Annotated in this window: 14 protein-coding genes; 7 read left to right on the top strand and 7 right to left on the bottom strand. The window is 32.1% G+C overall.

Annotated features, from left to right (window positions below):
- Window positions 1–201: 201 nt before the first annotated feature.
- The 3 genes from H3T96_RS07555 to H3T96_RS07545 all read left to right on the top strand — a co-directional run bounded on the left by H3T96_RS07555 (window position 202) and on the right by H3T96_RS07545 (window position 5,390).
- A complete protein-coding gene (locus H3T96_RS07555; RefSeq protein ID WP_144091967.1) occupies window positions 202–3,222 on the top strand; it encodes a DUF2339 domain-containing protein in 3,021 nt (1,006 codons plus the stop codon).
- A 149-nt stretch (window positions 3,223–3,371) separates the two neighbouring features.
- Window positions 3,372–4,766, top strand: coding sequence for a DUF3999 family protein (locus H3T96_RS07550; RefSeq protein WP_144091968.1), 1,395 nt, complete (start codon window positions 3,372–3,374; stop codon window positions 4,764–4,766).
- 105 nt (window positions 4,767–4,871) lie between these two features.
- Entirely contained in the window at window positions 4,872–5,390 is a 519-nt protein-coding gene (locus H3T96_RS07545; RefSeq protein ID WP_144091969.1) for an endonuclease V, read from the top strand.
- Between the two features lie 58 nt (window positions 5,391–5,448).
- Here H3T96_RS07545 and glnS read toward each other — a convergent pair whose 3' ends face one another.
- The 4 genes from glnS to H3T96_RS07525 form a co-directional block, all read right to left on the bottom strand.
- Window positions 5,449–7,125, bottom strand: a complete 1,677-nt coding sequence (gene glnS / locus H3T96_RS07540) for a glutamine--tRNA ligase (RefSeq protein WP_039125995.1) — start codon at window positions 7,123–7,125, stop codon at window positions 5,449–5,451.
- Between the two features lie 238 nt (window positions 7,126–7,363).
- Window positions 7,364–8,575 (bottom strand): MFS transporter, encoded by a 1,212-nt coding sequence (locus tag H3T96_RS07535; RefSeq protein WP_144091970.1) that lies wholly within the window; start codon window positions 8,573–8,575, stop codon window positions 7,364–7,366.
- A 122-nt stretch (window positions 8,576–8,697) separates the two neighbouring features.
- The gene (locus tag H3T96_RS07530; RefSeq protein WP_144091971.1) at window positions 8,698–10,041 is read right to left on the bottom strand and encodes an ATP-binding protein; all 1,344 of its coding nucleotides are present in this window, start codon (window positions 10,039–10,041) and stop codon (window positions 8,698–8,700) included.
- Window positions 10,038–10,766 carry a winged helix-turn-helix domain-containing protein gene (locus tag H3T96_RS07525; RefSeq protein ID WP_086326337.1) on the bottom strand — a complete coding sequence of 243 codons (729 nt, stop codon included), beginning with the start codon at window positions 10,764–10,766 and terminating at the stop codon, window positions 10,038–10,040. Before H3T96_RS07525 ends, H3T96_RS07530 begins: the two co-directional genes overlap by 4 nt.
- Before the next feature lie 158 nt (window positions 10,767–10,924).
- Here H3T96_RS07525 and H3T96_RS07520 point away from each other — a divergent pair, with 158 nt between their 5' ends.
- Genes H3T96_RS07520 through H3T96_RS07505 form a run of 4 tightly spaced genes read left to right on the top strand, consistent with a single transcriptional unit; the run spans window position 10,925 to window position 13,261 of the window.
- Window positions 10,925–11,632, top strand: a complete 708-nt coding sequence (locus H3T96_RS07520) for an MtnX-like HAD-IB family phosphatase (protein ID WP_144091972.1) — start codon at window positions 10,925–10,927, stop codon at window positions 11,630–11,632.
- Between the two features lie 36 nt (window positions 11,633–11,668).
- A complete protein-coding gene (locus H3T96_RS07515) occupies window positions 11,669–12,502 on the top strand; it encodes a carboxylesterase (RefSeq protein WP_198248625.1) in 834 nt (277 codons plus the stop codon).
- Window positions 12,502–12,858 (top strand): EamA family transporter, encoded by a 357-nt coding sequence (locus H3T96_RS07510; protein ID WP_039125989.1) that lies wholly within the window; start codon window positions 12,502–12,504, stop codon window positions 12,856–12,858. The genes H3T96_RS07515 and H3T96_RS07510 overlap by 1 nt, the downstream gene beginning before the upstream one ends.
- Before the next feature lies 1 nt (window position 12,859).
- Window positions 12,860–13,261 carry a multidrug efflux SMR transporter gene (locus tag H3T96_RS07505; protein ID WP_144091973.1) on the top strand — a complete coding sequence of 134 codons (402 nt, stop codon included), beginning with the start codon at window positions 12,860–12,862 and terminating at the stop codon, window positions 13,259–13,261.
- 80 nt (window positions 13,262–13,341) lie between these two features.
- Here the strand turns inward: H3T96_RS07505 and H3T96_RS07500 are convergent, their stop codons facing one another.
- From H3T96_RS07500 to H3T96_RS07490, 3 genes are all read right to left on the bottom strand, one after another.
- Window positions 13,342–14,214, bottom strand: a complete 873-nt coding sequence (locus H3T96_RS07500; RefSeq protein ID WP_086326335.1) for an arginase family protein — start codon at window positions 14,212–14,214, stop codon at window positions 13,342–13,344.
- Complete coding sequence (locus H3T96_RS07495) at window positions 14,211–15,260, bottom strand: GNAT family N-acetyltransferase (RefSeq protein ID WP_086326334.1); 1,050 nt, start codon at window positions 15,258–15,260, stop codon at window positions 14,211–14,213. Before H3T96_RS07495 ends, H3T96_RS07500 begins: the two co-directional genes overlap by 4 nt.
- 235 nt (window positions 15,261–15,495) lie before the next feature.
- Window positions 15,496–16,905: an aspartate aminotransferase family protein gene (locus H3T96_RS07490; protein WP_086326333.1), complete on the bottom strand. Its 1,410-nt coding sequence runs from the start codon at window positions 16,903–16,905 to the stop codon at window positions 15,496–15,498.
- Between the last annotated feature and the right edge of the window lie 131 nt (window positions 16,906–17,036).

Below are 17,036 nucleotides of genomic sequence, written 5' to 3'. Positions count from 1 at the left end.
TTACTTGACCAGCTAAATAGATAGCACCATGATAGAAACTGATATCTAAAACACTACAAATTTAAAAAAATGATATCAAAATTAACTAAATATAAGTAAATTAATGCAAAAATATTAATTTGCTATAAAATAAAATACATATTACTGATAAAAACTATAAACAGTAATTATCATTTTTATGAATTATAAGGAAAATTTAAAGTGGAATTTATTGTTTTATTCCTCATTATTATCGCTCTGTTTATTGGAGTATTTGTTAATTTTTATAATTTAAAAGAACAAATTTGGGTATTACAAAATCAACTGACGGAATTACAAAAGCATCTTTTATCTTTTACGCAGCAACATTATGTATCAAATAAAGCTAATGTTGAAGAAGAAAGTTATACAGATCAAACATCTTCCAATCCTACAGTTAATAACAATCTTGATCCCCAAAACAAAAACAATTCTATTGAAATTAAACAAAGTACCGAAATAACTCAATCAATGATTAATACTCATTGTGATGAAACAGAAAACTTTTCGGAATCATTAATACCAGAAATAGAAGTAAAACAGCCTTTAAGTCACTGCCATCAAGAATCAACATTCTCAACTTTAGCATTTAATGAAAAAAATGATCAAGCTTTAGATGACTTAGTTAATCAAACTAATTTAGAACCAATAGCTGAAAAAGTAGTGGGTGTTGAACACAATGAACAATACTATGAAAAACAAACAGTTACGGAACAAGTGTCATCAATACCTATAACCAACTCAGATAGTCAACCTGAAATTAAAGAGGTGTCACAAGATACATTTAATTCAAACCATAAACAATCAGACGACAATGAAATCAATATCGGTTATGTTTTTTTCAATTGGTTAATTAAAGGTAATATCATTGCGAAAGTTGCAATTGTGATCCTGTTTTTAGGATTATCTTATCTATTTAAATATAGTATTGAGCATAACTACATGTCACCTGAAATCAGAATTTTAGGTGCCGTAATATTAGGTATTGGATTATTAGCTGCTGGATGGAAATTACGCTTAAAACGCCAAATTTATGCCCTTATTCTACAGGGAGGGGGGATTGCTGTTTTATATCTTACTATTTTTGCGGCTTTCAAGTTATATGAATTAGTTCCAGTTTTATTTACATTTGCTATTTTAGTTGTTATATGTTCTACCAGTATTTTATTTGCAATATTACAAAGAGCGATGAGCTTGGCAATTATTGCTTGTGTTGGGGGATATGTAACACCAATTTTATTATCTAACGGTTCTGGTAACCATATTGCATTATTTAGTTATTATTTAATGATTTCAGCAGCAATATTGGTAATCAGTATCACACAATCTTGGAGAAGTCTTAATTTATTAGGATTTTTATTTACTTTTGTCATCTCGTTAGTTTGGGGAATAAATAATTTTACCTCAGAATTTTATATTGAATGTCAAATATTTATATTTGCTAATTTAGTTATCTACGGGATTTTAGCTGTATTATTATCAGTCCGAAGCATACGTAGAGAAGAGTATCAAAATATAATTGATTTGCTGTTACTGTTTGGTGCACCATTATGTGGGTTTGGATTACAATATGCTATTACTCAACGGTGGGAATTTGGTCCTGCATTTTCATCATTAGGATTTGGATTATTCTATCTCGTTGGTGCCTATATTATTTTACATAAATGGAAATCACTAGCTAAAACAATATCATTATTTTGGCTAGCTATTGGGATTTCATTTATTACATTATCTATCCCACTTGCACTTAGCGCCAATTGGACCGCTTTATTATGGATGTTTGAAGGAACAGCCATTACTTGGATTACGCTATCTCAAAAATATTACCGAACAGCTTTATTTGGTGTATTAATCACGTTACTAGGTATCATTTCGGTATTGATATCTTTAGCATATAATCAAATAACCCCAATATTATTCACTTTACTTTCAGGAATAAGCAGTATTATTTTATTTATTAATGCTTGTTTGTGGCATTACTATGGACAAAAAACTGAAATAACTAGAGTGATAAAATTATCTTATTTATCTATTTCTATTATTAGTTGGATATTATGGATTTTATTGAGTGTTCCACTATTTTTAGATCAAACCCCTTTTGAAATTTCATTAATTTTATTATGTGAAACTGCTTCACTATGGTTATGGTATTTCATAGGTAGAAAAATTAATTGGAGTATTATATGTAATGGGATGTTATTACTCTGGATTGCACTGATTATAAGCTTATATAAAAGTGAGAGCGCCTCATGTTATTATTTATCCGACTATTGGATTTGCAGTTTAGCTTGGATCACAACGTTCATAAGCTGTTATGTTTATTTATATAAAATAAATTCAGCAAAAATTAATAATAGTCTAGTAAATAATAACCGTCTAATTTTACTACATATTAGTCTGTTTTGGATGCTATTATACTGGTTACTTCAAGAATTAATTCATATATTCAATGCTTTACCATGGGGATATGAAGTCATAAAATGGAGTTTAATGGCAACCATCGCATGTAGTATTATTTTACTGTTTTATTTTCTTATTAAACGCCAATATATTACTTCATTCTTATTAATAAAAAGTTATTGGGCTGTAGGCTTACTTCCCCTAATTGGATACATTGCATACTATTTGGTTGCGGGTCTAAGCATGAGTGGTCAAATTATCTATTGGAGTTATATTCCAATTATTAATCCACTTGAAGAAAGTGCTATTTTTAGCTTACTCATGTTTAGCGTTTGGATAAAATTAATGACAAATTATGTGCAATTTGACAATAAAACAACTGATTTTGTTAGCTGGAACATTCCATTACCTAATTGGGTTTTAATATCGTTAGCAACCTTAACATTTCTTTGGGGTAATAGTGTCGTATTGCGCTGTTTGAGTCAAATATTTGATATCACTTGGAACACACATACTTTGTGGCACAATAATATTGTACAAATGACCGCATCGCTTCTCTGGATGCTAAGCGCTGTAATTTTAATCGCCATTGGACACCGTTATTCTTTTCGTAAAATATGGTATAGCGGACAGTTAATTCAAATCACCGTAATTATTAAACTAATATTTGTTGATATACAAGAAACTGATGGTTTATTACGTGCATTTGCATTTATTGGCATAGCATTATTAATGTTATTAATCGGTTACTTAGCACCTATACCGCCAAAACAAAGTGATGAAAATATAGCCATAAAAAATTAAAAAATGATATAAAAAGATTAAAAATACAATTTAACTTAATGACTTTAAGTGATTATTTTGAAAAATTCAGGAAAAATAAAATTGATTTGTTCGCAGTTAAAAGAAAATTAAGTTCCTAAATAATTATTTATATTAATGGATAGAAAATTATGAAGAAAATCTTATTCAGCTCCCTTTTGCTAATAAGTGGATTGTGTCAAGCAACTGATCAAACTAATCAATATGCTTATGGCGCTATAATAGAAATTAGCGATAATACTAGCATGTATAATCGAATAGACTTGACCAGTGAAGTTTATACTCAAACATTATCAAACACATTAGATGATGTACGCGTTTTCAATCATAAAGGTCAACTAGTGCCTTTTGCCTTAGTGAATGTTTATCAACAATATGATGAAAATGACACCTTTCCTGTCACTGTATACTCATTAGATAATACTCAACAATCTTATAAAAAAGAGGAACAACAAAATAAGCCTCCAATAGATCAATACAGTATTAATATCAATAATAAAAATGTGCAAATTTACCTTGATAACACGAGTAAACAGGAGGAATATAGTGCAACCTACTTGTTACAAATCCCTAATGAAATTAAGTTAGAACAACCATTCAGTCGTTTATCTATTGATTTTGATACATCCAAAAATCTAAATTGGCAAGCAACAGCTAACCTACTTTATAGTAATGATTTAAAAAAATGGCAAACTGCAATTAATGACATTCCTATAATGTCCTTGACCGATAACAACAATAATCAATCATTAAAAGTTAATACTATCGATTTACCGTCCGGTATTAATTTCAAATCTAACTATTGGATTTTACGATTAAAATCCGATAAGAAAATAGTTCCTAGTATTAAAGGAGTTGAATTTACGTCAAGAAAACAAATGCCAACAAAGGCTCTTTATCCTATTAATTTCGATTTAATTTCTGCAAATGAGCAAGAGGCTATTTATCAGTTACCAACATCACTACCAATAAAAGAACTCTCAATTAAACTAAAAAATGAGCGAACTGTCTTACCTGCAAGTATCTATTATAAAATTAGTGATAATGATAAAACGTGGCATAAACTTGATGATTATATTTTTCGGCGTATAAATGATGATAAAGGTCAATCAATTAAAATTGATAATTCAGTACTAAATATTAAACAGCTAAAAATCAAAGCAATTAATGCTTCTTTAAATGATGCTCCTCTCGTGACTGCTTATCGCTATCGAATGAGTGTTATTTTCAACAGTGCCAATAATGGACCTTTCATTCTTGCTTGGGGGTCAGCCAATGCTCAACCCGCTTCATTAAGCGAAAAAGCACTACTTAATGACTCAATATCCCCTCAAAATGTGCCTGAAGCTTATTTAGGTGATAATGTCAAGTTAGGTAACAAAAAAGTATTATCTAAAACAGAAAATGTTTCAACTAAATCACCTATATTATTAAAATTGTTAATTTGGGGTGTTTTAATTGCAGGTTCAATATTTTTAATGTTTTTAGCTTTGAAATTATTAAAAGAAATGAAAAAGGTAGAATAATAAAAAAGATTGTATTATCAGATTTGATAAAACCATATTAACATTTTGATATTGTAAAATATCAATACTATTGATTTATAAAATAACTTAGGGAAAATAAGATAAATGATTCTTGCAATTGATGTTTATTATATAAATAACCAAGCAAAATCTGTAGGTATTTTATTTAATAATTGGACCGATAATAAATCGGATATTGAAAAAATCATTATTGACTATCAAAATAATGTTGCCCCCTATCAATCAGGTCAGTTTTATCAACGAGAGCTACCTTGCATAATGTCACTTTTAAATAAAATTGATTTAAGTAAGATTACCACTATTGTTATTGATGGATATGTACACTTGAATAACGGTAAGATAGGGTTAGGAGGCTATTTATATAATACTTTAGATAAGAAAATACCCGTTATTGGAGTAGCTAAAAAGCCCTTTTATGAAAATAATGAATATTTAATTGAAGTAGCTCGAGGGCAAAGTAAGCATCCTTTATATGTCACCGCGTTAGGTATATCATTAGAAGAGGCTGCGGAAAATATAAAATTAATGGCAGGTAAATATAGGATACCCGATTTGCTTAACTATTTAGATCAACAAACAAAGTTATTTAAATTTGAAGATTAAAGATAAAATTATTGATAATTCGCCGATCTAAATCGGCGAATATCATACATATTATAGCTTAAGCATCGTTCCAGCTATCTCTCAAACCCACAGTTCGATTAAATACCAAATTATCATCTGAGGCATATTTGCTGTCTAAACAAAAATATCCTTCACGTTCAAATTGAAAAGCCTTACCTACCTCTGCATATTGTAAACTTGGTTCAACAAAACCTTTTTTGATCAATAAAGAATTAGGATTAATGGTTGATAAAAAGTCATCAGCCGATCCAGGATTTGGCGTATTAAACAAACGATCATAAAGACGAATTTCAGCTGGCTTAGCAAATTTAGCCGACACCCAATGAATCACCCCTTTAACTTTACGCCCATCTTCAGGATTTTTATTTAACGTAGCTGGATCGTAAGTACAGTAAATAGTTTGGATATTACCTTCTGCATCTTTTTCAACGCGATCTGCACGAATCACATAAGCATTACGCAAACGAACTTCTTTTCCTAAAACTAAACGTTTATAATTTTTGTTAGCTTCTTCTCTAAAATCAGCCCGATCGATATAAATTTCACGAGTAAAAGTTACTTCACGATTGCCTAACTCTGGACGATTAGGATGATTTGGCATGCTTAATACTTCATCAATTGTTTCTGAAAAGTTTTCAATTATCACTTTAATAGGATCAAGCACAGCCATAGCACGTGGCGCATTTTCATTAAGATCTTCACGAATACAAAACTCAAGCGTGCTCATCTCAACAGTATTTTCTTGCTTTGTTACGCCAATGCGACGACAAAATTCACGAATTGAAGCGGGTGTATACCCACGACGACGTAGACCTGAAACAGTAGGCATACGTGGATCATTCCAACCATCAACAATCTTTTCTGTGACTAACAGTGTCAATTTACGTTTAGAAGTTATTGCATATTCTAAATTTAAACGTGAAAACTCATACTGATGCGGCCGTGCTTCAATGGTGATATTATCCAATACCCAATCATATAAACGACGGTTATCTTGGAACTCAAGTGTACAGAGAGAATGAGTAATGTTTTCAATCGCATCAGAAATACAATGGGTAAAGTCATACATTGGATAGATACACCACTTATTACCTGTTTGGTGATGCTCTGCAAATTTAATGCGATATAAAACAGGATCTCGCATAACGATGAATGGGGATGCCATATCAATTTTAGCGCGTAAACAAGCTTTCCCTTCTGCAAATTTACCTTCTTTCATTTGTTTAAAAAGCACTAAATTTTCATCAACACTACGGTCACGGTAGGGACTATTTTTACCAGGTTGGGTTAGAGTTCCTCGATATTCGCGGATTTCATCAGCTGATAATTCATCAACATAAGCAAGACCTTTTTCGATAAGCTCAATAGCATACTCATATAAACGGTCGAAATAATCAGATGAATAACAAATTTCACCATCCCATTCAAAACCTAACCAGCGCACATCTTCTTTAATTGACTCAACATATTCAATATCTTCTTTAGCTGGATTAGTATCATCAAAACGTAAATTACATTTACCTTGATAATCTTGAGCAAGACCAAAGTTTAAACATATTGATTTAGCATGGCCTATATGTAAATAACCATTTGGTTCCGGTGGAAAACGAGTATGCGTTGTTTTATATTTTCCTGCTGCAAGATCTGCATCAATAATTTGGCGAATAAAATTTGTTGGACGATTATCAGTCTCAGCCGGTAGTGAACCGCTCATAAAAAAACCTCTGATTATATATTTCAACGACGAATTTAAAAATTTGTTCGATCACTTTTTATCATTTTGACCAAAGAATATAACAAATTTTTTGTTTTTCGGAAATGGAAAAAACAGACTTTTTATATTGATAAAACAATATGTTTTATTACAATTTATGCATATCTGTGATTTCTGATAAGATAACCTGCAAGTAACGATGATTAAAAATAGATAATATCATTACGATATGTTAAATTTAGTTAGCAGTTTGTCTTTCTCTGACAAATAGCATTGCGGTTATTCCAACCATTGTAATAACTGCCGCTAAGTAAAAACCACTATTTAAACTTCCTGTTTTATCGGCAATCAAACCTGTAAAATAAGGAGCACAAATCGATGCAGTCATGCCAAAAAAATTATACAGTCCAAATGCAGTACTTAATGATACTTTAGGAGCATTATCAGCAACTAAAGCTATTAGTACGGGATTTAAACTAATTTTACCAATAAAACCATATAATACAAGCACTGCAATAAGTTCAATATAAGAATGACAATACACTATTGAAAAAATTGCAATTAGTGATAATGGCATCATAAATAATATTACAGGTTTGCGACGACCTAATTTATCAGAAATATAACTACACAATATTGTCCCAATAATTGAGACCCAAGGCACAATTGATGCAATTTGTGAGGCTTCTATTTTGTTCATGCCCTTTTCTACTTCAAGATAATTTGGCAACCAAGTAATAATAACAAAGAAACCATAAATAGAACAAAAGATGGTGATGTAAGCTAAAACAAGATTACGATTTTTAAAAAGTTGAGAAAAATTAGTTTTTTGAGAACTTGGTATTTCAACTAAAGCACTTCCTTTTTCTTTAATACAAAAAATCATTAAAAGAGTAACCATTACTATTGGAATTGCAACCATCACAAACGGTATTTTCCATGAAGTATTGAAAACCGAAATCATCACACTTGAAAGATAATATCCCATCGCGATACCAAATGACATACCGCTACCAATAATTGCACTACCTAATGTTATCCATTTTTTGGGGATTGCCTCGGTAGATAAGGCATATTGTGGTCCATAATAACATCCTTGTGCCGCACCGGCTAATATCCAAAGTATAAGGAAAATTGAGAATGAAGACGCAAAATATATACAAGCTATAAAGATAGCATAGAGAAAAAATCCTGTAACTAAAACACGCTTACGACCTATTCTATCACCAAAAACGCCTGATGGTATTTGAAACAATGTATAAGCAAGAAAAAACAAGCTCATAATGCCCCCAGTTTGTGCTTTAGTTAAACCAAACTGAGTTTGTAACTCACCTACTAAAGGACTTAAAACAGATCGTCCAGCATAAATAACAATCCAACCCAAAAAGAAAATAACAACTAATCTAACCCAATAAGATTTAGAAGTTGAATGCTTTGAGTAATCGATCATAATATTTACCTCACAGTTCAATAGAGTAAATATTATCTTATGATAGTTTCCAATAAATATATTACAGGAGCTTCACAATTATGATTATTTTTAATAATAACGCATTAATTATAAAAAAATAATTAAGGATAGTTAGACTTCAATGAGACCACAAACCGTGCTCCACCAAGAGGGCTGGTAACAACAAAAGCATTACCATCATGAAATTCTGCCATTAATTTGACATAAGCTAACCCTAAACCATAACCACCTGTTGAAAGTGTTCGACTGGTATCAAGTCTAGCAAAGGGCATAAAAATCTTTTCACGCGCTTCAAAAGGGATTCCTGGACCATCGTCATCAATCTCAATTACCACGCCATTTTTTTGTTTTTTAATATTTAATAATGCTTTATGTGTTGCATATTTAAATGCATTAAGGAGTAAATTTTTAACAATTGTTTCTGCTAAACTAGTATCAATTATAGCTAAAACATCTTCAGTGTTGCACACCAACTTAAATCCTTTTGGTTTAAATAATTCTAAAGATTGACAAACTTTTTCGCCCCATTGTTTTAATGAAATTTGAGTTAAATTTAAATCAATACTATTTTGTTGCATTTTAAAGTAATTTAAGCTGGCACTAATTAAAGTTTCGAGTTCGTTAATATCATCACTCATCCCTTTTTGTAAAAGCAATTTTTCTTGTTTATCATTCGATTCTTCAAGCATACCAAGTGCAAATCGCATACGAGCAAGAGGAGTACGTAACTCATGCGCCATGGCATGAGAAATAGTTTGATTAGTACTCACTAAATGTTCTATATGTGTTCCCATATTATTTAGTACATTTGCTAGTGGTTTAAATAACCAACCTTTGACGTTTTTAGTTCTAGCTTTCAAATTGCCCTGCCCAAGCTGTTCTGCTGTTTGTCTTATGTTTACCAAATCTTTCCAAACTGCACTAAAAGCGAAATAAATTAGGATAAAAAAGATGATTGCACTAAATAGCGCCCAAATGATTATAAAAACAGTTAATGACATAATGTTAGACTGTAAAATATCGCCCATTATGATTGGACCTAACTGTAATAAATTGCCATCATTTAAATCAATATAGACAACTTCCTTATCACTATCATAGGAAAAACCAAGATTTTTTAATTCTTGAAAAACTGAATGCGGTAAAACTGTATTGATTGGTAAAATTTCTATTGGGTAGCTAAAATAAGGTTGTAACTCGTCAACAACTTCTTGCAAAGGGCGGTTTTTATTTTCGTTAATTCTCATACGAATTAAGTTTACAGTACCACGTTGTGACTCACGAAATACAACATGATCTTCGGGCATATCGGTTAGCGAAGAAGGTAAAGAATCAAACACCAATAAAGCACTATAGGCAATAATACATTGCAAAAAGAGTAAAATAACCAGATAAAATACAATTCGTCGATTAAAAAATAATGGTTTGGCTAATAAATGGCTCAATGACTTTCCCCTTCACGCATAAATAGATAACCTTTTCCTCGAACTGTTTTAATTCGTGATGGATTATCAGGATCATCAAATAATTTACGGCGGAGTCTCGATATACGGGAATCAATTGAACGATCGCTACCGTCAAAATCAATACCACGAACTTGAGAAAAAATATCATCCCTAGTTAGTATGTTTCCGGCATTATTGGCCAACAACCATAGAAGATCAAATTCAGCTGTAGTTAAATCTATCTCATGTTCTTGTAACACAACTTTCCTATTTTCGCCATCTATCACTAAATTATCAAAAATAAGAGTTTTATTATTTAGGGGCACAACCAATTCTTTGCCATTATCTTTTTCATTTTCTATCTGTTTTCTACGTAACAGGGCGCGTATTCGAGCAAGCAACAACCTTGGTTCAACTGGTTTAGCCAAATAGTCATCAGCACCAAGTTCAAGTCCTACAATTTCATCAATGTTATCTTCACTGGCCGTCATGATTAAAATATAATTGGTGAACCACCCACGTATATCACGACAAATATCAAAACCTGATTTTTGTGGTAACATGACATCTAATATAACTAAATCTGGGTTGAGTTGATGAATTTTCTCTTCTGCCCCTTCACCACTATTATGCCAATCAACGGCATATCCTTGCCGAACAAGATATACTTGTATGAGATTGGCTAATCTTGGGTCATCTTCAATGATTAATATGTGTTCGCTCATTATATGTTCTCATTACTATAGCTTATACCACGTGAAATTTTATTATACAGATAATATCCCATTCGTTACAAAATATATACAAAGAGCCTACAAAATTTAAAACTGCTTTATGAGAAAATTTGGGATTCTCTTTATAATTAGACTATTTTGATTTTAAAATGAATACTTTTTCACCAATTGCTAACCGTCTTTTTTATCCATCTTATACTCAGCATCAAACCCATATTGTTTTATGTGATTTTGATGGAACTATCAGTATTAAAGATGTAACCGATACTTTACTGAGTTATTTCGGTCAAGATGGTTGTGATGAGCTTGAAGAATTGTGGGTTAATGGTAAAATTGGTTCACAAGAGTGCATGAGCAAACAAATTGCTTTAATGGATGCGAGTTTAGAGGAAGTTAATCAAGTTCTCTCCAAAATTGAAATTGACCCAATGTTTAAATCGTTTATTGATTATACTGAAAAAAATAATATCCCTGTTCATGTGGTCAGTGATGGGTTAGATTACTCAATTCAGTTTATATTAAAGCATCATGGTATTGAGCATTTACCCATTTTTGCCAACCAGTTACTTCATGATAATGTTCGTAGTTGGCGACTTGAATTTCCTTATTCCAATAAGGATTGTATTAAACAAAGTGGTAACTGCAAATGCAATCATGTTAAACAACAGCAATTTTTCCCCAAAATACTTTATGTAGGAGATGGTACCTCAGACTACTGTGTATCACATAATGTTGATTATGTTTTTGCCAAAGACAAGCTTGTTGACTACTGTAAAAAAAATAAGATTGCGCACTGTGCTATCAATAGTTTTACTGATGTAACCAAAGCGTTAGAGCAAGCACAATCATTCTTTTAATTCCCATTATGAGAATAGAATAATAAAGGAATAATAATGAGTACAATGCAAGATTTATCTTATTTTTTACCTGGTAATAAAAATGGTGTACTACTAATTCATGGTTTAACGGGTACACCTAATGAAATGCGAATTTTAGCTAATGGTTTACATAAAGCTGGATTTACCGTTTATGCAATTCAACTTGCTGGTCATTGTGGTACCGAAGCGGATCTTTGTAAAACATCTTGGCAAGATTGGTACCAAAGCGTAAAAGACGGTGCTGATTACTTAGCTCAACATGTGGATAACGTTTTTGTTGCTGGATTATCAATGGGCGCACTATTAGCACTTAAACTAACTGCTGACAGGCCAGAACAGATTAAGGGTGTTGGCGTTTTAGCACCAACTTTTTGTTATGATGGCTGGAGTATACCTCTATGGGCAAAAAAAACTTTCTGTTTTTTGGTATTTTATAAAAAAATAGGAATTTTCCAAAAAGTTTCTTTTATTGAAAAGCCACCTTACGGAATTAAGGATAAACGAATTCGAGCCGTCATATCTGAAAAAATGTTAAGCGGAGATGCAGCTTCAGCAGGACTTGCAGGAAACCCATTTCCAGCACTAGCCGAAATGCAACTACTTGCCAAGAATGTGAAAGCACAGCTACCTAAAGTTGTTTCACCGTGTTTAATTATGCATTCAGGTAATGATGATGTTGCCGATATTGAAACTAATGCAAAACTAGTTGAAAAAAACGTTTCTGGGCCGAAAAAATTAGTGATCTTAAATGACAGTTATCATTTGATAACAATTGATAGGCAACGTCGAGAAGTAATTAAAGAGTGCGTTACATTCTTCAATAACATAGCAGAAGGGATAGAGGCATAATGTCACCGCTAGTAATCATACTTTGGGTTAGTAACATCTGTTTTGATACTTTAGGGCAAATCGCTTTTAAATTCGCGGCCACCTCATCAAGTAATCGTGACGGTTGGTATTATTGGCTTAATTTGGCAAAAAATCATTGGATTTGGATTGGCATTATATCTTATGTCGTCGAATTTCTATTATGGTTAGCATTTTTAACCTTAGTTCCTCTTTCACAAGGTATATTGCTGGCATCATTTAATATTATTACTATTATGCTTGTTGGACGCATTATTTTCAAAGAGCTACTTACCTTTTATCGTTTAATTGGCATGCTATTAATTACAGCTGGTGTCATTTCTGTAGGAATGTCTTAATATGGCGAAATTCTATATTATTGGTTTTTCAGTATTACTTTTTTTTGATACTATTGCACAATGCAGCTTTAAATTAACGGCTATCCATGCACAACCGCTGGAAATGAGTATTGATTGGTTAGTACGTGTTTTTACTAATCATTGGATTTATATCTCAATTGCGGGATATATTTTTACTTTTTTTACTTGGATGACGCTATTAAAAAAAGCACCAGTCGGTCCAGCATTTGCCGCGTCTCACTTTGAGCTAGTAACAGTAATGATTGCATCAATCTGGTTATTTCATGAACCTATTACATTATTCAAATTAATTGGTGCAATTTTAATTGTTTCAGGTATTTTGTTTTTAGCACTAGCAGAAAGCAAATTATCTAAAGAGAATTCTTCTAATCATGATTCTTAGATTTTGTTCAAATCATTGGAAAAGTGGGTCTGAGTTTTTTACTCAGACACCTATATTTCCTTAAACTTTTTCACAATCGCTTATCCTGAAAGAGCTTTTAATAACGTCAGATTAAGCTGATGCTGTTCTTGCTGCCAATTGGAAAGATCATCAGCTGATATTGCTGGTTGTTTATCTAGTGAACTAAGAAAACGTTTAAACCAATTTGACGATCTCCATATAGAAAGTTCACCTGTAATATCACTACCAATAAGCCGTGGTTTTATTGATGTGATAGTATCAAGGATATGATAAGTTTGTAGTTTACCTTGATCCCAATTGGTATGTACAACTTCCTCACTCAATACATCTTTATCAATTGATAAATAAACAGGTTGTACATTATAATATTGTTCTGAAAGGAAACTAGCAATGAGATCATCTGGGGTTGTAAAATGGCGAAAAGCATGACTTAAGCCAATTTTTCTTGCCCAAGCAACATTGACATCTAAACTCCAATAAGTCAATTTTTTATGAAATAACGGCGACCATCTATTTTCCCAAAAATGAGAAAGACTAATATCGTGAGATGAAATACCTAATACATGTACATGGCTAACAAAAGGTAAACTTGCCACATAACTAATCCAAGAACCACAATGTATACCAAATAAATAACGCATATTATCTGGATGATTATCAAAAACAACAACTTGAATAGGATTGCTAGACGAATACTCTTTAGCTAAACGTTCAATCAATAATAATGAAACATGATGAAAGTCACCACTCCCCATTAATACCGTTCCATATTTATCAGGTAGAGATTGTTGTAACACATTTTCAAATTGGAAGAATTTTTTCTCAGTACAGCCAAAGCGAATGGCATCTTGCCATTCAGTTACATCGATTGTTCTAGCATTATTTATTTTACCTATACTATTATCGAAATTGAGTATAATAGGACAAGTCATGCTACTTTCTCCTTATCGCTTTCAAAGTAACCGATAAATTTACGTAATATTACACGTAATAGTGGATTACGAATATGTACCAAATGTTTAGTAAAAGTGAATTTAGCACCCAATGATGCTTTCACTTCAGGATCTGTCCAGCCTGCAATATAATAATTAAATCCTTGTTGCAACGCATATTCAAGATTGACAAACCAACTTACAAAGTAAAGATTTAGTTTTCGTGCTTGTGGATAAACCATGCCGATATATTTATCAACCAGCTTATTATTTACTTCAAAACAGATATTATAACCAATAAATTCGCCATTATGATGATAAGTGAAGATATGGGCTTTAGCTGCTTTGCTTTGTAACAATTGAATAAAAAACGGTTTAGTTAATAAATCAAAATGTACTTCGCTTTGCTCATAAACATTTAGATAGAGTTGATAATATTCATCTTGAACGGCTTGATTAAAAAAGCATTCATCTCCACTATGTAAAACATTAATGTCTAATTTTTCCCGTGATTTTAGTTTTCTTCTAAAATTTTTTCGACGACTATATGAAAAACGCGAAAAAAACTCGTTCATATCGGTAAAATCAATAGGTAACCAAGCCAATGCTTGTCCTTCCATTTCGATATAACCTTGTTCTTTTAACGCTGCAATAAGCTGCTTAGAATAGTGATTATCGTGTTCACTTAATAACGGAGATGCTAAAGGAAGATCTTTAACAACCATAAAAGAATATTGTTTTGCATAAGCTTCTTTAAGATGTTTAGCTAATTGATTAGCATCAATCTTATCTGTTAATAATGCATATTCCGAAACAGTTGTCCCAACAAAACAGGTTTTTGGCTTTAACCAGCTTTGCCATTTTTTAAAAAAAGGAATTTTTTGAATTTTATATTTAAAATCATCATCTGCAGTAGTAAGTAAATCAAACTTGCCAGAAAAAATAGGCACGCCATCATCACTTAACCATACTGAAAAATCCTGTGGTGGATAACTTAAAAAACTGTCTATTAATTCATTTTTTTCTAACTGATTGATGTATTTCATAAATTTAATAAATGATTGGCTATAAAATGCAACTTGCCAACAAAGGTTAGCAGGAAGAATAGAGTTAAACTATTAAAGTTCTTTTTTTGCTCGTGTGATTAATTGATAAAGTAATTCAATACTTTGATCAATTTCCTGACGAGAATATATAATGGTGGATCAAAAGTAATAACATTTTAGGTTGTAAAACGCAACCTACCAACAAAAGTTGGTAGGAGTTATAGAACCTAAACGATTAAAGTTCTTTCTTTGCTCGTGTGATTAATTGATCTAGTAATTCAATACCTTGATCGATTTCCTGACGAGAAATATGTAATGATGGAGCAAAAGTGATAACATTTTTGTAGTAACCACCAATATCAAGCACTAGACCCATTTTAGTTCCTTTCCAGTCAAGATCACCTGACATACCGATATCAACCATCTTATCAACTAATGCTTTATTTGCTGTAAAGCCATCTTCGGTACAAATTTCTGCTCGAAGCGCTAAACCTAAACCATCAACTTCACCAATTTCTTTGTGTTTTTTCTCTAAAGTTTTTAAACCTTCAAGGAAATAAGCACCACTGTCCATAACCATCTTTTCATAATCTGTTTCAGAGGTCATTTTTAACACTTCAAGACCAACAGCTGTACCAAGAGGATTTGAGGCAAAAGTAGAGTGAGTTGAGCCCACAGGGAATACTTGAGGATTAATTAATTCTTCACGTGCCCATAATCCACCTAATGGATTAAGACCATTAGTTAATGCTTTCGCAAATACTACTACGTCAGGTTTAACATCAAAATGTTCTATTGACCATAATTTACCTGTACGATAGAAGCCCATTTGGATCTCATCAACTACTAATAAAATACCATATTGATCTAAAACTTTTTTAAGACCTTTAAAGTAATTACGTGGAGGAACAATATATCCACCTGTTGCTTGTAAAGGTTCTGCATAAAATGCCGCATATTCAGCCTGTCCAACTTTAGGATCCCAAACACCGTGGTATTCGGTTTCGAATAAGCGTGCAAATTCAGCAACTAAATGCTCACCATATTCTTCCGCGGTCATTCCTTTTGGACGACGGAAAGGGTATGGAAATGGTACAAACATCGCACGATCACCAAAATGACCATAACGACGACGATAACGATAGCTTGATGTGATTGAAGATGCGCCCAATGTACGACCATGATAACCGCCTTGGAAAGCAAACATTAATGATTTACCACCTGAAGCATTACGTACCAATTTTAATGAGTCTTCAATACATTGTGAACCGCCAACATTAAAATGAACTCGCCCTTCGTAACCAAAACGTTTTTCCATACCTTGAGCAATCGTTTTAGCTAATTCAATTTTGGTTGGATGTAAGTATTGGCTTGCACATTGAGGTAAGGTATCAATTTGTTTTTTAAGGGCATTATTTAAACGTTCATTGGCATAACCAAAATTACATGCAGAATACCACATTTGTAAGTCAAGGAAAGCTTTACCCTCTTTGTCGTACATATAACTACCTTCACAACCATCAAAAATTTTTGGTGGTTCAACATAATGTACTGTGTCACCGAAAGAACAATATTTTGCTTCATCCGCCAATAATGTTGCATCATCAGGACGGCTATTAATCATTTCTAAATTTGGTTTACTCATAACTTATCTCACTAATCGATATTCAAACATGATAAAATGTGGCATTATTATTAATGAAATTCATTTGTTACAATGTACGATTAATGTATTGATTGTGTGACCATGGGTTCAGATGAATAATACTCAATTAG

The organism is Gilliamella sp. W8136 (assembly GCF_016101285.1).
Taxonomy (GTDB): Bacteria; Pseudomonadota; Gammaproteobacteria; order Enterobacterales; family Orbaceae; genus Gilliamella; species Gilliamella apicola_N.
The sequence above is the reverse complement of the archived record's forward strand: the minus strand, read 5'-3'. Positions and strand labels throughout refer to the sequence as shown.